Below are 15,954 nucleotides of genomic sequence, written 5' to 3' on the forward strand. Positions count from 1 at the left end.
CCTTGAATCATGGCTGAAGCAGCTAAAACGGTCATTTTTGAAATCGAACGGCGCAACGGAACTGACGAAGAGTCATACTGGGAATCGTTCGAAGTACCATACCGTGCAAACATGAACGTTATTTCTGCGCTCATGGAAATCCGCCGGAATCCGGTGAACCGGGACGGCAAAGTGACGACACCGGTTGCATGGGACATGAGCTGTCTCGAGGAAGTGTGCGGCGCCTGTTCCATGGTCATCAACGGCCGGGCCCGCCAATCTTGTACAGCGCTCGTGGATCAGCTTGAACAGCCGATCCGCCTGCAGCCGATGAAGACATTCCCGGTTACCCGCGACCTGATCATCGATCGCAGCCGTATGTTCGACTCACTGAAAAAAGTAAAAGCATGGGTGCCGATCGACGGAACGTATGACCTTGGAGAAGGTCCGCGTATGCCGGAACAGAAGCGCCAATGGGCATATGAACTGTCCAAGTGCATGACATGCGGCGTATGCCTCGAAGCGTGCCCGAACGTCAACGAAAAATCGGACTTCATCGGTGCAGCGCCGATTTCACAGGTTCGCCTGTTTAATGCGCATCCGACAGGTTCCATGAATAAAGATGAGCGCATCAATGCGCTGATCACAGATGGCGGCCTGCAGGGCTGCGGCAACTCGCAGAACTGTGTGGAATCTTGCCCGAAAGGCATTCCGCTTACAACTTCCATCGCTGCAATGAACCGGGCAGCTACGGTTCAGATGTTCCGTAACTTCTTCGGAAGCGACAGCATGGTAGATTAAGTAAAAAGAGAACCCCGTGAAAACGGGGTTTTTTATCGTTTTAGGCGAGAAGATCCCCACCTCCGGGAGCGACAAGGGCAAAGCCCAGCGAACAGGTGGGGGATGAATCGCTTTTTTGATGTTTGTAAGAACATTCAGCTACTTACCACTTCCTGCTGGCAACCGGGACGTTCGCTTGCTAAACTGGAACAAACGTTCTTACTTTGACAGGAGGGAATCGGGATGAAGAAGTGCCTGTTCAGTAACCGGATGGCAAAAAATCGGCTGCCGGCTGAAACGGTCGGCCAGCTGACGCAGCTGCTCTGTGACTTCAACCGCCTGCAGTGCACCGCTTATCAGTCGCAAATCCGTGATCTGCGTCTGCAGGCTAACGGAGTTTCCGTTACATACACCGATTCCCTCCATATCCGGATGAAAAAGCAGTTCGGCCTGAACGATTACTATACGAACAGCGCCATCCAGAATGCGAAGGCCTTGATCTCCAGTCAGAACGAGCTGAAAAACCTGTACCGGGACCAGGCCCGCGAAAAGATCCGGAAACTCAGAAAAAAACTGAAACAAGTGCGGACGAAACGCACCCAAACGCAAACGATCAAGGATAGCCTGAGAGCGGGGAACCTGAAATTTCCGAAACAAAGCCACTGGCAACGAGAGACGGCGCACGTATCATCCGCAAGCACCGTGGGAAGGTGAAGACCGGCTCGTACAGCCAGCTTTTCTTCAACGCCTATGATTTCGAAATCCGGCACATCAATGGTCTGCTGAAGCGCTTGAAACAGCAGGCGGGCGCGCTGCAGTTCCGCCTCCGCCGGCTTGAAGAACAGCTGGCAGCACGGGAAGCGACCATTCCAAGTGCTGTCTTCGGCGGCAAAAAGCGCTTTCAATCCCGCCGCCACTGTGAGACGGCCAAACAGAAAAAACGGTGGAAAGAAGACTTCAGTTCCGCCCGAAACAAACGGATGCGGATTTCCGGGCGGAAAGATGCCAAGCACGGTAACTTCGTTTTTCTGTACAATGAACAGTCCCACACCCTGTATTTGACACTTCCGAACCGGAAGGTGGTTGCATTCGCCGATGTCCGCTTTCCGTACGGACAGGCGCTACTGGATGAGACCATTCAGGCGCAGCGCACCTGTCCGAATAAAAAAGTGAACGGCAAGGCCATCGCCTGGGAACTGGAAGACCATGGCGGCTATTATGTGATCAAAGCCATCATTGAGATTGAGCCGAATCCGCACACAAACTATAGCCGCACGACGGGCGTCATCGGCATCGACTGCAACGTGGACTGCTTCTCTTGGTGTGACGTGTCGGCGGATGGCAATTACCTCGCAAGCGGCCACATCCGTTTTCCGATTGCCGGGAAGCGGAGCGGCCAGGTGACAAAAGCAATTGAAGCGGCGGCGATCAACGTCGTCCGCTTGGCGAAAGACGCAAACAAACCGATTGCCCTGGAAAAACTCGATACCACGCTCAGCCGGACCGGCGACCGCTACGGCAACAAAAAAGCCAACCGCATGAAAAGCCTGTTCGCCTCAAGAAAAATGGCGGCCAGCGTGAAAGCGCGAGCGGACAAGGAAGGGGTGGCCGTGTTCGACGTCCATCCCACCTACACCTCCGTCAGCGGCAAGTTCAAGCACATGCGCCGGCTCGGCATCAGCGTCCATGAAAGCGCCGGCCTCACCATCGGCCGGCGGGCGCTCGGGTACAACGAACGGGTTCCGCGCTTCCTGCACACCTTTGTCGCCGACCGTAAGAAAACGAACCACCACTGGGCGCAGTGGCACGACCTGAACAAAAAAATCGACCTGTTGCCGGAGAAGATCCGCCACTTGTACAACATGCACCAGCCACTGAATGGCTTGTCCCTGGACCACTTGTTGGAAATGGAACAATTGAAAATCAGAAGACTGATATAAACCAACGGAAGAACCGGAACCCCCTGAAGGGACGCCGGCCACAAGAACAGATGACCGGTCTCCGCAGGCCGAAATTCCGGTTCTTCCCCACTGAAGCGCATCACCCGCTGTCGTGCAGCTGGTTGTTCGCGGAAACAGCCGGTTTGGCTGCGGAAGTGAACGGCCACGACGGCTTCCCGGAAGCCCGATCACGCGCAGCTGGCGATAGTGCGACCACGCCCGTTGGACGGCAGGTGGGTTCCGGAGCCGCGCGCTATAGGGCTTGCGTGTTTTGGAATCCCCCACCTCAAAAGGCGGATGCCTTTAGGTGGGGGTAGTTCAATTTGGGTGAAAATTGCTATACTGATAGAATACTGAAAAAGAACTGGGGGAACGGCCATGCGCGCTGCCTATATTAATGATTTTGAACAATGGAAAGAAGAGTTCCGGTTTGCCGTGCCAGTGACGGTCCGGTTTTCTGATACGGATATGTTCGGCCATTTGAATAATACTGTACCGTTTACATATTTTGAATATGCCCGCATCGAATATTTCAAGGAACTGGGCCTTATGCAGCAATGGCTCGATGGAAATGGCGATAAAATCATCGTCGTTGCTGATCTGCAATGTGATTATGCCAAGCAAGTCTTTTTTGATGAAGAGCTGGCGATCCATGTGAAAGCGGGGAAGATGGGGACTTCATCAGTTGATCTCCATTATTGGGGAACGAATGCCCAAGGCGAGACATGCTTGACGGGGCGGGGAACCATCGTGCAGATTTCAAAAGCGACCGGGAAGAGTGCTGCCTGGGAGGAGAACGAAAAAGCCTTGTTTGATTCAGTGACAGGGACATCGGTGAGAGCAGCACAGCAGTAAGGATTGCGAAAAGTGCGGAAAACCGTCACTATAGAAAGTAAGGATTAGCACTGGAGGAGTGAGCGAAGGTAATGAATAAGGAAAAACAGGCAATTCATAATGAAGAACGTGTGGCGTTCGTGGAAAAAGAACTCCGCTATATTTCCGGCATTATTAAGCAGAAAGGCCGGGAATTGCTGAATTCATATACAATCACACCACCGCAATTCGTTGCGCTGCAATGGCTGTTCGAGCACGGGGACATGACAATCGGCGATTTGTCGAACAAAATGTTCCTGGCATTCAGCACCACGACGGATCTTGTGGACCGGATGGAAAAAAATGAACTTGTGCTCCGGGTCCGGGATGAACAGGACCGGCGCGTTGTGCGGATTCACCTGCTCAAAGAAGGCGAACGGATCATTGAAGAAGTCATCAAGAAACGACAGCATTACCTGCAGGATGTCCTGACCGATTTTTCACCGGATGAAGTGAAACAGCTGTCGACCCTGCTTGAAAAACTGCACCGGGAAATGAAATAAGGATAGAGGCGAACAGAGTGAATGCACCTATAGGGGTCATGGACTCCGGTGTCGGAGGCCTGACTGTGGCAAAAGAAATTATCCGGCTGCTTCCGGCTGAACAAGTGGTGTATATTGGAGATAATGCCCGCTGTCCATACGGGCCGCGGCCATTCCATGAAGTGCGGAAGTATACGTGGCAGCTGGCGGAAAAACTTATGCAACAAGGCGTGAAAATGATCGTGATTGCCTGCAATACGGCGACTGCCGCTGCATTGAAATCCCTGCAGAAGCATTTGCCGATTCCGGTAATCGGTGTTATTTTTCCGGGAGCGCGTGCGGCGATCAAAGCATCGGCCACAAAAAAAATCGTCGTGCTTGGCACGAATGGAACGATTGAAAGCGGAGCGTACGAACATGCGATCAAATCGCTGCAATCTGCTTCAGTCATTATTCCGCTCGCTTGTCCGAAGTTTGTCCCGCTTGTTGAGAGCCGGGAGCATGAAGGCGAATTTGCGCGGAGAATGGTAACGGAAACACTGGCGCCGATCAAGCAGCTGTCGTTTGATACGGCGATTCTTGGCTGCACGCATTATCCGCTGTTGCAGCCGTTTATTGAAAAGGAGCTCGGGGAACGGGTGACGGTTCTATCATCCGCTGCGGAGACCGCCCGGGATGCCAAGAAGTACTTGGAGCATGAGGGCACACTCGCGGACAGGACCGAACCACCGAAGCATATTTTCTATACGACCGGCTCCGTGCCGATTTTCAGGGAAACTGTGAGCGACTGGCTGCAATTGGATGAACCGGATGTCAGGACTATCCGTTTTATTTAAAAACCGCCTTGTGCGGTTTTTTGTTTTGGGTAAAAGTGTTTCTTCGTCGGAGTTTGTATTTGATGAAAAGAAATCGCTTCAAGCGGACGCTTTCCGCTAAAATCAAACGATACACCGTGCCGGCTTTTGTTCGATGCGCTGCGTTTATGGTACGATAAATGCGGAGCAATGGAGGAGGATTTACATGGCAAGACATGATGGAAGAGAAGCGACTGAATTACGGAATATACAGATTGAAAAGGATTATTTGATTCATCCGGAAGGCTCGGTGCTTATTACGGTGGGGCAGACGAAAGTGATCTGCACGGCGACGATAGAAGCAAAAGTGCCGCATTTTTTGCGCGGACAGGGCAAAGGCTGGGTGACAGCTGAGTACTCGATGCTGCCACGAGCGACAAATCAGCGAACGCAGCGTGAAGCTTCCCGCGGTAAAATCGGCGGACGCACAATGGAAATTCAGCGCCTGATCGGCCGGGCGTTGCGTGCCGTCATCGACCTAGAAAAACTCGGTGAACGGACTATTTGGGTGGATTGTGATGTCATTCAGGCAGACGGCGGAACCCGGACCGCTTCGATTACCGGTGCATTCGTTGCGTTGTCTCTCGCGTGCGCAAAACTGGATCTGCCGGTATTTCCAGTGACGGATTATTTGGCAGCAACGAGCGTCGGTGTATTGGAAGAAGCTGGTGCGGTGTTGGATCTGGACTACAGTGAAGATTCCAAAGCGGAAGTCGACATGAACCTTGTCATGACCGGGGCAGGCCAATTCGTTGAAATCCAAGGGACCGGCGAAGAAGCGACATTTTCCCGTGCGCAGCTGAACGAATTGCTGGACCTCGGTGAAGCGGGCATCCAGCGACTGGTTGCCGTGCAGAAAGAAGTGCTCGGTGACATCAGCAGCCGAATCGGAGAAAAGGCGGGAACTATCCAATGAAACAAATCATTATCGCAACGAATAATAAAGGGAAAGCAAAGGATTTTGAAGCGCTCCTCAATCCATTGGGTTATGAAGTGCTGACTTTGCAGGATATTGAAGAAGAGATCGATGTGGAAGAGACCGGTACGACATTCGAGGAGAACGCTATCCTGAAAGCGGAAGAAACAGCGAAAATCCTGAATAAACCGGTGATTTCCGATGACAGCGGACTTGAGATCGATGCGCTGAACGGGGAACCGGGCATCTACTCGGCCCGTTATGCAGGCGGCGAGAAAAGTGATAGCGCCAATATCGATAAAGTGCTGTCAAAGCTTGAAGGCGTACCGGAAGAACAGCGTACGGCCCGCTTCCGCTGTGTGCTGGCAATTGCAGCACCGGGTGAGCAGACAGAGACATTCTCGGGTTCTTGCGAGGGACGGATTCTAAACGGACGCCGGGGAGAACATGGTTTTGGGTATGATCCGATCTTTTACGTGCCGGAACTTGATAAGGCCATGGCGGAACTCGCGCCGGAGCAGAAAGCGAAGATCTCTCATCGCGGAAACGCCCTGCGTGAGCTGAAGGCAGCAATGCCATCGTGGCTGAGCTAAGGCTAATTTCATGTTTTATTTAAAATGGCATTGACTTTTGTGTCCGGAGTTTCTATAATTAAACTTGTCGTTCGATTATGAAGGACACGAGTCCCAGTAGCTCAGCTGGATAGAGCAACGGCCTTCAAGAATAGGAGCCTCCGTAGGGAAACGAGAACCTGCAGAGTGCACGGCACTATATCGGTGAAACCTTAACAGATCATGCTGATGGCAATACCGAGGAAACTTACGATCTCATACGTATGAGATTCAGGTGTTTTAAAGGCTCAAGTTCACTTGAGGGTAGAAACGCTAAAACATAATCAGGCGACTGATTATCGTGAGGTTCCGTAGAGACTACACGTGCCGCACCTGAAATGGTGAAGATATAGTCCAGACTTGCAAACAACACCTGTTGGTGGCGAAAGCCATAGCGGTAAGCTAAGCCGTCGGTCGGGAGTTCGAATCTCTCCTGGGATGTTAGAAGACATATTGAGCTGTTTTCATCAGTTCATACACAAAAAAGAGCCTTAAAACGTTTGCGTTACGACGTTTCAAGGTTCTTTTTCTTTATTCCTGTTTTTATGGTGCGGGAGATTAACTATATTGTAACCTTTTGATAAAAATAAAGGGTTTCCTTCTCTTTTATAGAAGTAATCGGAGTAGAAGGGGAGTGAGGATAACGATGAAAGTAGCTTTTATTTCAATTTTATCCAACCTGGAAATACGGACGGAAATTAACAGTAACAGCTATGCCGGCATGGAGCTAATAAAGGCGGGAGCCAATATACGAGGTTACCAGGATCGGCAATTCATGAATTCGATCGGAACGTTCACTTTCAGAGGATTTATGAACAAGCCCTGTCTTTATATGAATGAAGAAATGGCTCCGGAAGGAAGCAGGCTGTCCCAAATGACTGAAGGAATGATAAGAGTCCGCGGTGTGGTGGAATATATTTTACTTTCTCTTTGGTTGGTTAAGGATAACGCGGTCAATGCGGATCTTATAGTCAGCAGATCAGAGGATGGCCACATCATAGAAAACAAAGCAAAAACCACACTTTCAACAAGTGATGGAGAATTCGGAAGCACCCAGTTTTCCGAGCAGGAGTTAAAAGATTCGCAGCGGTGGTTTTCTTTGCTTGGAGAAACTGCTTTTGGCAATGGTGTCGAAAAGCGGGGAATGCCGGGGGAAACAACTGCTTTTTTTCATTATATAGAATCGGATAAATTATCTCCCTATCACAGAGCCGATAGGTTTCAGCGCATGCTGCGATTTATTGCGCTGGCGCGTTCACAGTCGTCCTTATTTGCGAAGATTACCTTTTATATTTCAGCTTTAGAGGCAGCGCTGTCTACATCGTCTTCGGAATCGGACGTTCAAGTAACAGATAGCGCTTCCAGGGTTTTAGGGAATGATTCTGACGAACGGCTCCAACTCACCAGGATCATATCGACTGCTTATGCTTTCAGATCCACTTACATTCATGGCTCCGTACACGATCAGGAAAACTTCAAGAACAAAATGGTACCCTTCGAAAGTGCTGCAGAACTTGCTGATGGAATGGACAGTATTCTGAGAAAGATGACGAAAGATTTTCTGACGGAGTTAAACCATGTGCCGGCTTTGCCAGAAGAAGAATTCAGTGTATGGATTAAAGGATTTCCTGGATGAGCAGAGGAAGATAGAGGAAAAGGCAGCCTATGAGCTGCCTTTTTTCAATCACTGAAGTTTTCTTCGGCAAACTGTTTCTTCTCTTCCTCGCTCAGTAATCCGGTTGCTTTCCCGACTGTCCCGCCTTGAAGCTTCCAAACGAAGTTATGAACCGATACGGCATTGCTGAAATTCCCTTCCCGCCATTGTTCCAATACGCCTATATAATAGGCGCTATGCTCATACTCGTTTCGGTTGGCCTGCACGATGGTCAGCAAGTTTTCAATGTTCTGCGGGTTGCTTTCAACACTTCCCCATTTTTCGCTGGCTATGACATGTTGGTGTGTCATTTGGTGGAGGTAGGTTTGCACTTCGGATTCTTCCATGCTTACTTCCACGTCATTTTCACGAACTTCCCCTTTGTGTTGCTCTCGTTCATTGATTTCTTCAGCAGTCTGGGCTAATTCGTCTGGACTAGCCAAGTCTTGTTTGATGTAATAATACCCGCCGACTGCGAGCGCTGCAATCAGTCCCAAAACGATTACTACATGTTTAAAGGTCTTCATTTCTTGTACCTCCAAATGGTTATGTTGTTGCCAAGTCATCCAGCCATGCGTTGCAATGGAAAGTGAAAATAAAAAAAGTTATCCATACTTTCCTTTGATAATTAACCGATCAGCTGCTGAATGGAAAATTTCAATTTAAACAAGTTACCCGAAATTTCCATTCCAACTTACTGGACTTTAGACTCATTACATTTCTGTATTTTACCATACTTAAGATCTTAAGTTGTACAGCAACTCTTATTTGTATGAGAAAATGAGTTTTATGAACGTCTATGAAGGACTAATGACAATGAAATCATCCGCTGACCGGAGCAGCCGCCGGATTCCACATAAAAAATGCTCAAAATATCTCAGGAAGAGACATTTTGAGCAGTTCTTTTTTTCGGTTAGATTCCAAATGTTTTTCCGCCATTCACGGAAATCGACTGCCCGGTGATGAACCGGGAAGCGTCTGAAGCAAGAAACATGACTACGTCAGCAATGTCTTGCGGCTTTCCGGTCGTCTCCAACGGCACGTCTTGCGTGTATTGGTCGATAACGGCCGGATCGAGATGCTGATGGCGCTCGACCGGAATAAAGCCGGGATTCACCAAGTTCACAGTGATTGCATGTCGCCCAAGTTCATTGGCCCAGGATCGCGTCATGCCTAGCTGGGCTGATTTTGCTGTCACATAATTGGCGAAGTTGGGCGTGCCGAGCTGCACCACTTCACTTCCGATGGTGATGATCCGGCCGGCCCCGATCTTTTTCATGCCCGGCAATACAGCTTTTGTCAGGAGGAGTGGGGCTTTGGCAAAAAATTTCAACTGATCTTCATAATCCTGCCACGTGCTGTTTTCTATGGACAGTTCAGGCTGCGGACCGGTCGCGTTATTAACAAGAATATCAATTGGCTGGTTAAAACGATCTGTAACTTCCGTCACGATGTGTGCTGCTTCCTGTTCATCCGTCACGTCTCCCTGCACTGGGAATGCATTCCCGCCACTGTCGGTGATTTCCTGAACAGTCAATTGTGCCGTTTCCTGATCCGTGGCGTAATTGATGAAAACGGTGGCGCCAGCAGAGGCCAGGCCTTTACTGATCGCTTTTCCGAGTCCTTTTGATCCGCCGGTGACCAATGCGATTTTTCCGTTAAGCTGTTGGTTGATGGGATCGCCTCCAAAATAAAGAAGATGCAGTCAGCTTACACCAAAGAATAAAACATGTAAAAGGCAGTCTAAAAAAATTGATCGCATGATTCGGTCAAATAAATACCAGGTGACTGAAAACAGAAACAGGAACTAAAGCCATAGATTCGACAAAAGGGTTTTTGGATAACCGTACTAGTAAAGTCATGTAAGGCCTTTAATAAATAATGAGGAGTAAGATACTGGGGCGGAGAAGGAGACGTGATAAAGTTAGAGACACTAAGGATTGACAGCTCCTGCTGCCAAGTGATTTCATGACATATCTTCTTCTCTGCCATTGGAATAACGAGCGGGAAAAGAGGGTCAGATGGTTATCCTGCAATTTGTCGGTCAGTACATAAAGCACCCGCGCAAGGTCGGGGCAGTTCATCCGAGTTCGCGCAAGCTCGCGCACCAAACGGTGGCATTCGTTGACTTTGAATCTGCCGAATGTATCGTCGAGTACGGGCTGGGTACCGGTGTGTTTACCGAGTTACTCGTCCAGCGAAAGCATGGGGATACGAAATTGCTGGTATTCGAAAGCAACCGGAAATTCTATGAAATCCTTCAGCGGAGATTCGGGGGAATGGAGAACGTGCATATTATTCATGATTCAGCCGAGCACGTCGGCCGCTATGTGGAACAATATGGAATCGGCAAAGTCAGCCATGTTGTATCCGGCCTGCCGTTCACAAGTCTTCCGAGAGAAGTTTCCGAACGCATTCTCCAGGAAACCCGAAACGTACTCGGAATGGAAGGGGAATTTGTCACATTCCAATACAGCAAACTGAAACAAGTCTATTTCAACTCGTTTTTCAGTGACATCCAAATCAATAAAGTACTGCAAAATATACCGCCTGCCTATGTATTTAAGTGCAGCCGGTGAAAAAGGCATGCAGAGATGCGGTGACCCCCGGCATCCCTGCATGCTTTTTTGTTGAATACATCGGACTTCTGATGATGAACAGAGAAGACAAATGAACACACGGGATAAACCAGCTGACAAACAACCGTGGCCGCTGTAAGATGAGTAAGGCTGTTTGATCTAAAAAAACAGGGAACACAGAGACTAGTCTGTATCTTATAGCTGCCAATGTACGTCTAACTTGAAAATAAAATACAGTTTTCGAAAGTGGAAATTCATTGTATATTAATTAGTAGATAGAGCCGGTTGACCGGCTGGGGGTATTAAAGATGGAAGAAGTATATTTGGTTACAATGGAAATTGAGAAGCTGAGCTTTCCGGTCGGCTATTTCATGCTGGATGAAGCGCTGCGGATTAAGCGGGAAATGCTGGAGACGTATCGCAGCATGGGATTTAAAACGAAAGTGCATATTACCCGGTTTGAAAAACTGCCAGCAAATCCTCCGGGGTTGGACCAACTGGCGCCGGATGTTTTAGCGGCAAATTGATTAACAGGGAAAACTAATAAAGAACTCTTCGGTTTTTGAAGCCGAAGAGTTCTTTTGCGTGTTTATGCAGCGAGCCAGTGAGGATTTTTACTCAGTTCCCAAATATGTCTCAAGTGTCATAGAATGCTGATTGATAGATTGGGCTGCTTCTTGACCGACATAACGTAAGTGCCATGGCTCATACTGATAGCCGGTGATGGATTCCTTGCCTTCGGGATACCGGATAATGAACCCATAATCACTGGCGTGTGCCTGTACCCATTGGCCTTCAGCGGTTTGCGCGAATTCCGTGGAAAGGTATTCTCCTGAAGACAATGCGGAACTGGAAACATCCATGGCCAATCCTGTCTGATGTTCACTTTCCCCAGGGCGGGCACTGAATTGATTTGCCTGTTCAATACCGTACTGTTCAGCGTAGTTTTGGAAAATCCGTTCTTGTTCATCGTAAGATCGGTAACCTGAAACAGCGATCAACTGAAGCCCGTCCTGCGTGGCGGCGGCGAACAGATCCTCCAGTGCAGTGCCTGCTGCTTGCTTCATTTTTTCTGTGCCGAACATATAAACCTCAGGTGTCATCAAATTGGCCGGTACGTAATCAGCAGGTAAACTGCGTTCTTTGTTGACCAGTACAGTCAGTTCTTCAGGATTCGTCACAACCGGTGTGAATGACTCATTGAGTGTCCGGGCGAGGAAAACTGAAAATTCCTCCCGTGTGGTGAATTCGTCCGGGTGAAACAAGCGATCAGGATACCCAACGGTAATGTAGCGGGCGGCCAAGTCCTGAATTGAATCAAACGCCCAGGCATCTCTTCCTACATCACTGAAACGAGGGGCGTCTAAGGCGCTGTCGAACGTGTACGCCCGGTCCAGTATTGCTGCCACTTCATCTCTTTCAATCGGTTCATCAGGCTGAAAGGAACCATCTGGATAGCCGGTGATTATACCGGCATCTGCAGCCGCACCGATCGAACCGGCTGCCCAGTGGCCGGAGTCCACATCCGTAAAGGTGGGGGGAGATGAAGTCAGTTCCAGTTCTCTCGCTAGAAAGGAAGTGGCTTCCGCTCTTGTAATGTGATCTCCCAGCCCGAAATCACCGTTTGGATAGCCCTCGATTACGTTTCTCTCTGCAAGATAAGTTATTTCATCTTCTGCCCAATGACTTTCCGATAAATCGGTGAACTCTGTTGCTGCTTCGGTGAGATTGTCAGGACCCAAGGCGATCATGCCAAACGCTGCGCAAATCAAAGCAGTTGAAGTTCTAATGGGGATTCTCTCCTTTCTGTTGCATGTTCTTAGTTTTCCCCTTCCCTTATAAGCGACGAATAAACGCGGCAATCGATCACGCATGAAATAACAGCCGGCTGCTGTATGTGTTCATGTGAAACGAGGGGAGCCGGAGAGTTCTAAGCTGATGAAATACTGAGGGTGATTGCAAGTTCAGGGTTCAGTAAAACCCACTTCGTCGATCGAACAGAGAACTGATTTTTGGCGATGAATCATTGTGTCCTTTTTAAGAATGATAAGTGCGTTTGAGTGCAAATCCAGCAGGGTAAGTAAAGGGTAATCATTTATGAGGATTGGATTAATGCAGAGCCCCGTACAAGGGAAGCTCTCCTTCGGATGCTCATGTTAAAGGAGGGGGAGTCGGCCAGTGTTGGAATCTTTCTGGTTCGACAATTGGAATACCGTATGGCGCATAATTTTCATGTCTATCCTGATCTACGTATTTCTGATCATCATTCTGAGAGTGGCAGGCAAGCGGATTCTTTCGCAGTATAATATGTTTGACGTTATTATTTCTGTTGCATACGGTTCATCGATAGCCACAGCACTCATATCGAAGAGTATCTCGTTTACAGAAGGAGCGCTCGTGCTGCTGATGCTGACACTGTTGCAGTTCTCTGTGGCGCTGTTCGAAAGGAAATCCCCAAAATTCTATTCAATCATCAGCGCGAAACCTGTCTACCTGTACTATGATGGCGAGTATTGTGAAGATGCCATGCGAAAAGAACGGGTTGTAAAGAGCGATGTCAGACAATCCGTTCGGCAGAATGGCAAAGGATCGATGGAAGATATTGAAGCGGTCATACTTGAAGGTGATGGAAAAATATCGGTAATTTCAAAAAGCGATGCAGGGTCGAAGGACGCGATGCAGGATGTGAAACAGCCAAAGTGAAGTTTTCCGGTCATCTGCTCCGCCGTGAATCAGCAAGGCACCCATCGGAAGCGGACACGTCACAGAAACGTGCCGCTTTTTTTATAATAATGCTGCTGAATGCCACCTGAAAACAGCTATGCTATGATGAAATCAGTAAATGAGGTGATTGGAATGCAAAAAAAGCACGGCGGTCTGAGACGTAAAGGAAACGTCATTGTGTTCCCGACGACGATCGACCGCCTGATGGAAGAAGGGATTACTGCCCTGCAGCAGGAAAATTTTTCTGCGGCCCACGACAGGCTTTCTGAAGTGCTGAAGTATGAACCGGGCAATCCGGCTGCGCTGGGTGCCTACGCCTATGCGCTTTATGAACTTGGCGATTATGCGGCAGCTCTTGAAGTCACAGACGAACTGCTCAAAATTGGTCCTCTTCATTATTTGGAAACGATGGAGCTCCACATTAGTCTCCTGATGCAGCTCCGCCGATACGGAGAAGCGGAACAGATGATCGAAGCGCTGATCAGTGAAGGTGTGCTTCCGGAAGACCGGATCGCTCAGTTCCGGCAGCTGCAGGAGCTGAACGAACGGATACAGGATCAAACACCCACTCAGGAACCGGCAGTGGAACCGATCAATTTTCCGCTGGATGAATTCTTTGCCCTGCAACACGAGGAACAGGAGCGGGCCGTCATGGAATTGGAGCCCCAGGCATTCCGGCAGCTCCAAGCCGAAATGATCCAAGCGGTGGAGCATCCGAACGTTGATATGCTGGCAAAGACATATATCTTATTCATGCTGCAGCGGGCACAGGCAGACGGGATGGTAAAAATCGAGAAATTTCATTACATAGGTACGTTCCATATCCAGCAACTGCCGGATCCGCTGACAAGCGAACGGCTGCTGACCATCAAATCACTGTTTGAAGAAGCGCTGCTCCAGGATCCGACCCGACTCGAGATGATTACGGAATTATTCGACCGCCATACGTATTTGCTGTTTCCGTTCCAATGGGACGAATTCGGGGCATCCGAAGTCGCAGAAGTGTATTTGAGTTATCTGGAAGCCGTGTTTACAGGCAGCAGTCCGGATACCGCACACCCGGATCTTCTGCAGCTGCTCTTGCGCATTGAAACGTGGTTCGAGCTGCGCAACGGATAAATCAGTTGAAACCCAAACGCAGTATGCTATACTAAAAGGGCTGCAAAAATCGAAGAAGCAATTTTTTAGGTTGTTTAAAAAATGTTTGGAGGTAGTTATAAATGTCAGTTAAGGTAGGCGAAAGAGAAGGCAACACGATCACTCTGACGATCGAAGTGCCGGCAGAGCGTGTCAATGAAGGGCTCGACACAGCATTCAAAAAAGTGGTAAAAGAAATCAACGTACCCGGTTTCCGCAAAGGGAAAATGCCGCGTCAAATGTTTGAAAAACGTTTCGGTGTAGAATCCCTGTACCAGGACGCGCTGGATGCCATTCTTCCGGATGCATATGCAAATGCAGTGGAAGAAGCCGGCCTCGAGCCAGTTGACCGTCCGGAAATCGACATCGAAGAAATGGAAAAAAACAAGCCGCTCGTGTTCACTGCTAAAGTAACTGTAAAACCGGAAGTGAAACTCGGTGATTACAAAGGGCTTGAAGCAACAAAGCAGCCGACAGACGTGACGGACGAAGATGTTGAAGAACAGCTGAAAGAACGCCAGGAGCGTTTGGCTGAACTTGAACTGAAAGAAGACGAAGCGATCGCAGAAGGCGACACAGCGGTCATCGACTTTAAAGGCTTCGTGGACGGAGAGGCATTTGAAGGCGGCGAAGGTGAAGATTATTCACTGGAAATCGGTTCAAACACCTTCATCCCGGGCTTTGAAGAACAGCTGATCGGTTCGAAATCCGGCGACGAAAAAGAAGTGAAAGTGACATTCCCTGAAGAATATCACGCAGCAGAACTCGCTGGAAAAGAAGCGACATTCGAAGTGAAAGTGAAAGAAGTGAAGTCGAAAGTCCTTCCGGAACTGAACGATGAATTTGCGAAAGAAATCGACGAAGAGATCGAAGGCCTCGATGCACTCCGCGCGAAGCTGAAAGAAGATCTGATGAATGAAAAAGTATCCGCTTCTGATATGGCTCTCCGTGATGAGCTCGTTGAAAAAGCGGCAGACAACGCAACAATCGAGATCCCACAGTCCATGGTGGATACAGAAGTAGACCGCATGCTGCAGGACTTTGAACAGCGTCTGTCCCAGCAGGGCATGAACTTGGACCTGTACTACCAGTTCTCCGGCCAGGACGAGAATGCACTGCGCGAGCAAATGCAGGCTGATGCTGAAAAACGCGTACGCGTTTCATTGACACTCGAAGCGATCGCAGCTGCTGAAGACCTGAAAGTGACTGCAGAAGACATCGACAAAGAACTTGAGAAGATGGCTGGCCAGTTCAACATGGAAGTGGATCAGATCAAAGCAGCTCTCGGCGGCACGACAATGCTTGAAAATGATATCCGCATGCAGAACACTGTGGAATTCCTCGTGGACAATGCAAATGTAACAGAAGGCGGCGCAACTGACGCGGCTGAATAAGAACGATCAATTTCAAAAGACAAGGCGGCAA

17 protein-coding genes are annotated in these 15,954 nt (G+C 49.1%); 14 read left to right on the forward strand and 3 right to left on the reverse strand.

Features of this window, described 5'->3' with window-relative positions:
- The first annotated feature begins 9 nt into the window (after positions 1–9).
- From sdhB to B0X71_RS06995, 9 genes are all read left to right on the forward strand, one after another.
- On the forward strand, positions 10–780 hold the full coding sequence (gene sdhB / locus B0X71_RS06955; RefSeq protein ID WP_077588732.1) for a succinate dehydrogenase iron-sulfur subunit: 771 nt from the start codon (positions 10–12) through the stop codon (positions 778–780).
- A gap of 222 nt (positions 781–1,002) precedes the next feature.
- The gene (locus B0X71_RS06960) at positions 1,003–1,473 is read left to right on the forward strand and encodes a hypothetical protein (RefSeq protein WP_077588733.1); all 471 of its coding nucleotides are present in this window, start codon (positions 1,003–1,005) and stop codon (positions 1,471–1,473) included.
- Positions 1,470–2,699, forward strand: coding sequence for an IS200/IS605 family element transposase accessory protein TnpB (locus tag B0X71_RS06965; RefSeq protein WP_077588734.1), 1,230 nt, complete (start codon positions 1,470–1,472; stop codon positions 2,697–2,699). The genes B0X71_RS06960 and B0X71_RS06965 overlap by 4 nt, the downstream gene beginning before the upstream one ends.
- A gap of 378 nt (positions 2,700–3,077) precedes the next feature.
- Positions 3,078–3,554 carry an acyl-CoA thioesterase gene (locus tag B0X71_RS06970; RefSeq protein ID WP_077588735.1) on the forward strand — a complete coding sequence of 159 codons (477 nt, stop codon included), beginning with the start codon at positions 3,078–3,080 and terminating at the stop codon, positions 3,552–3,554.
- Positions 3,555–3,625: 71 nt separating this feature from the next.
- A complete protein-coding gene (locus B0X71_RS06975) occupies positions 3,626–4,075 on the forward strand; it encodes a MarR family winged helix-turn-helix transcriptional regulator (protein ID WP_077588736.1) in 450 nt (149 codons plus the stop codon).
- A gap of 17 nt (positions 4,076–4,092) precedes the next feature.
- On the forward strand, positions 4,093–4,890 hold the full coding sequence (racE, locus tag B0X71_RS06980; RefSeq protein WP_077588737.1) for a glutamate racemase: 798 nt from the start codon (positions 4,093–4,095) through the stop codon (positions 4,888–4,890).
- Between the two features lie 184 nt (positions 4,891–5,074).
- Positions 5,075–5,824 (forward strand): ribonuclease PH, encoded by a 750-nt coding sequence (gene rph / locus B0X71_RS06985; protein WP_077588738.1) that lies wholly within the window; start codon positions 5,075–5,077, stop codon positions 5,822–5,824.
- Positions 5,821–6,417, forward strand: a complete 597-nt coding sequence (locus tag B0X71_RS06990) for an XTP/dITP diphosphatase (protein WP_077588739.1) — start codon at positions 5,821–5,823, stop codon at positions 6,415–6,417. Before rph ends, B0X71_RS06990 begins: the two co-directional genes overlap by 4 nt.
- Positions 6,418–7,081: 664 nt before the next feature.
- Complete coding sequence (locus tag B0X71_RS06995; protein WP_077588740.1) at positions 7,082–8,071, forward strand: HEPN domain-containing protein; 990 nt, start codon at positions 7,082–7,084, stop codon at positions 8,069–8,071.
- Between the two features lie 44 nt (positions 8,072–8,115).
- Here the strand turns inward: B0X71_RS06995 and B0X71_RS07000 are convergent, their stop codons facing one another.
- Together B0X71_RS07000 and B0X71_RS07005 are read right to left on the reverse strand one after the other, a co-directional pair.
- A complete protein-coding gene (locus tag B0X71_RS07000; RefSeq protein ID WP_077588741.1) occupies positions 8,116–8,616 on the reverse strand; it encodes a DUF6241 domain-containing protein in 501 nt (166 codons plus the stop codon).
- A 386-nt stretch (positions 8,617–9,002) separates the two neighbouring features.
- Positions 9,003–9,794, reverse strand: coding sequence for an SDR family NAD(P)-dependent oxidoreductase (locus B0X71_RS07005; RefSeq protein ID WP_456299477.1), 792 nt, complete (start codon positions 9,792–9,794; stop codon positions 9,003–9,005).
- A 316-nt stretch (positions 9,795–10,110) separates the two neighbouring features.
- Between B0X71_RS07005 and B0X71_RS07010 the strand changes: the two genes are divergently transcribed.
- Positions 10,111–10,668 (forward strand): class I SAM-dependent methyltransferase, encoded by a 558-nt coding sequence (locus B0X71_RS07010; protein WP_077588743.1) that lies wholly within the window; start codon positions 10,111–10,113, stop codon positions 10,666–10,668.
- Between the two features lie 308 nt (positions 10,669–10,976).
- Entirely contained in the window at positions 10,977–11,195 is a 219-nt protein-coding gene (locus B0X71_RS07015) for a hypothetical protein (protein WP_077588744.1), read from the forward strand.
- Between the two features lie 87 nt (positions 11,196–11,282).
- On the opposite strand, the gene B0X71_RS07020 is transcribed toward B0X71_RS07015, so the two are convergent.
- The gene (locus tag B0X71_RS07020) at positions 11,283–12,419 is read right to left on the reverse strand and encodes a D-alanyl-D-alanine carboxypeptidase family protein (RefSeq protein ID WP_198038698.1); all 1,137 of its coding nucleotides are present in this window, start codon (positions 12,417–12,419) and stop codon (positions 11,283–11,285) included.
- Between the two features lie 427 nt (positions 12,420–12,846).
- On the opposite strand from B0X71_RS07020, the gene B0X71_RS07025 reads away from it, so the two are divergent.
- The 3 genes from B0X71_RS07025 (at position 12,847) to tig (ending at position 15,923) form a co-directional block, all read left to right on the forward strand.
- Positions 12,847–13,371, forward strand: a complete 525-nt coding sequence (locus B0X71_RS07025) for a DUF421 domain-containing protein (protein ID WP_077588746.1) — start codon at positions 12,847–12,849, stop codon at positions 13,369–13,371.
- A 153-nt stretch (positions 13,372–13,524) separates the two neighbouring features.
- Positions 13,525–14,511, forward strand: coding sequence for a tetratricopeptide repeat protein (locus B0X71_RS07030; RefSeq protein ID WP_077588747.1), 987 nt, complete (start codon positions 13,525–13,527; stop codon positions 14,509–14,511).
- A gap of 101 nt (positions 14,512–14,612) precedes the next feature.
- Complete coding sequence (gene tig, locus B0X71_RS07035) at positions 14,613–15,923, forward strand: trigger factor (protein ID WP_077588748.1); 1,311 nt, start codon at positions 14,613–14,615, stop codon at positions 15,921–15,923.
- The last annotated feature ends 31 nt before the right edge of the window (positions 15,924–15,954 follow it).

Origin of the sequence: Planococcus lenghuensis (assembly GCF_001999905.1) — a bacterium.
Lineage (GTDB): Bacteria > Bacillota > Bacilli > Bacillales_A > Planococcaceae > Indiicoccus > Indiicoccus lenghuensis.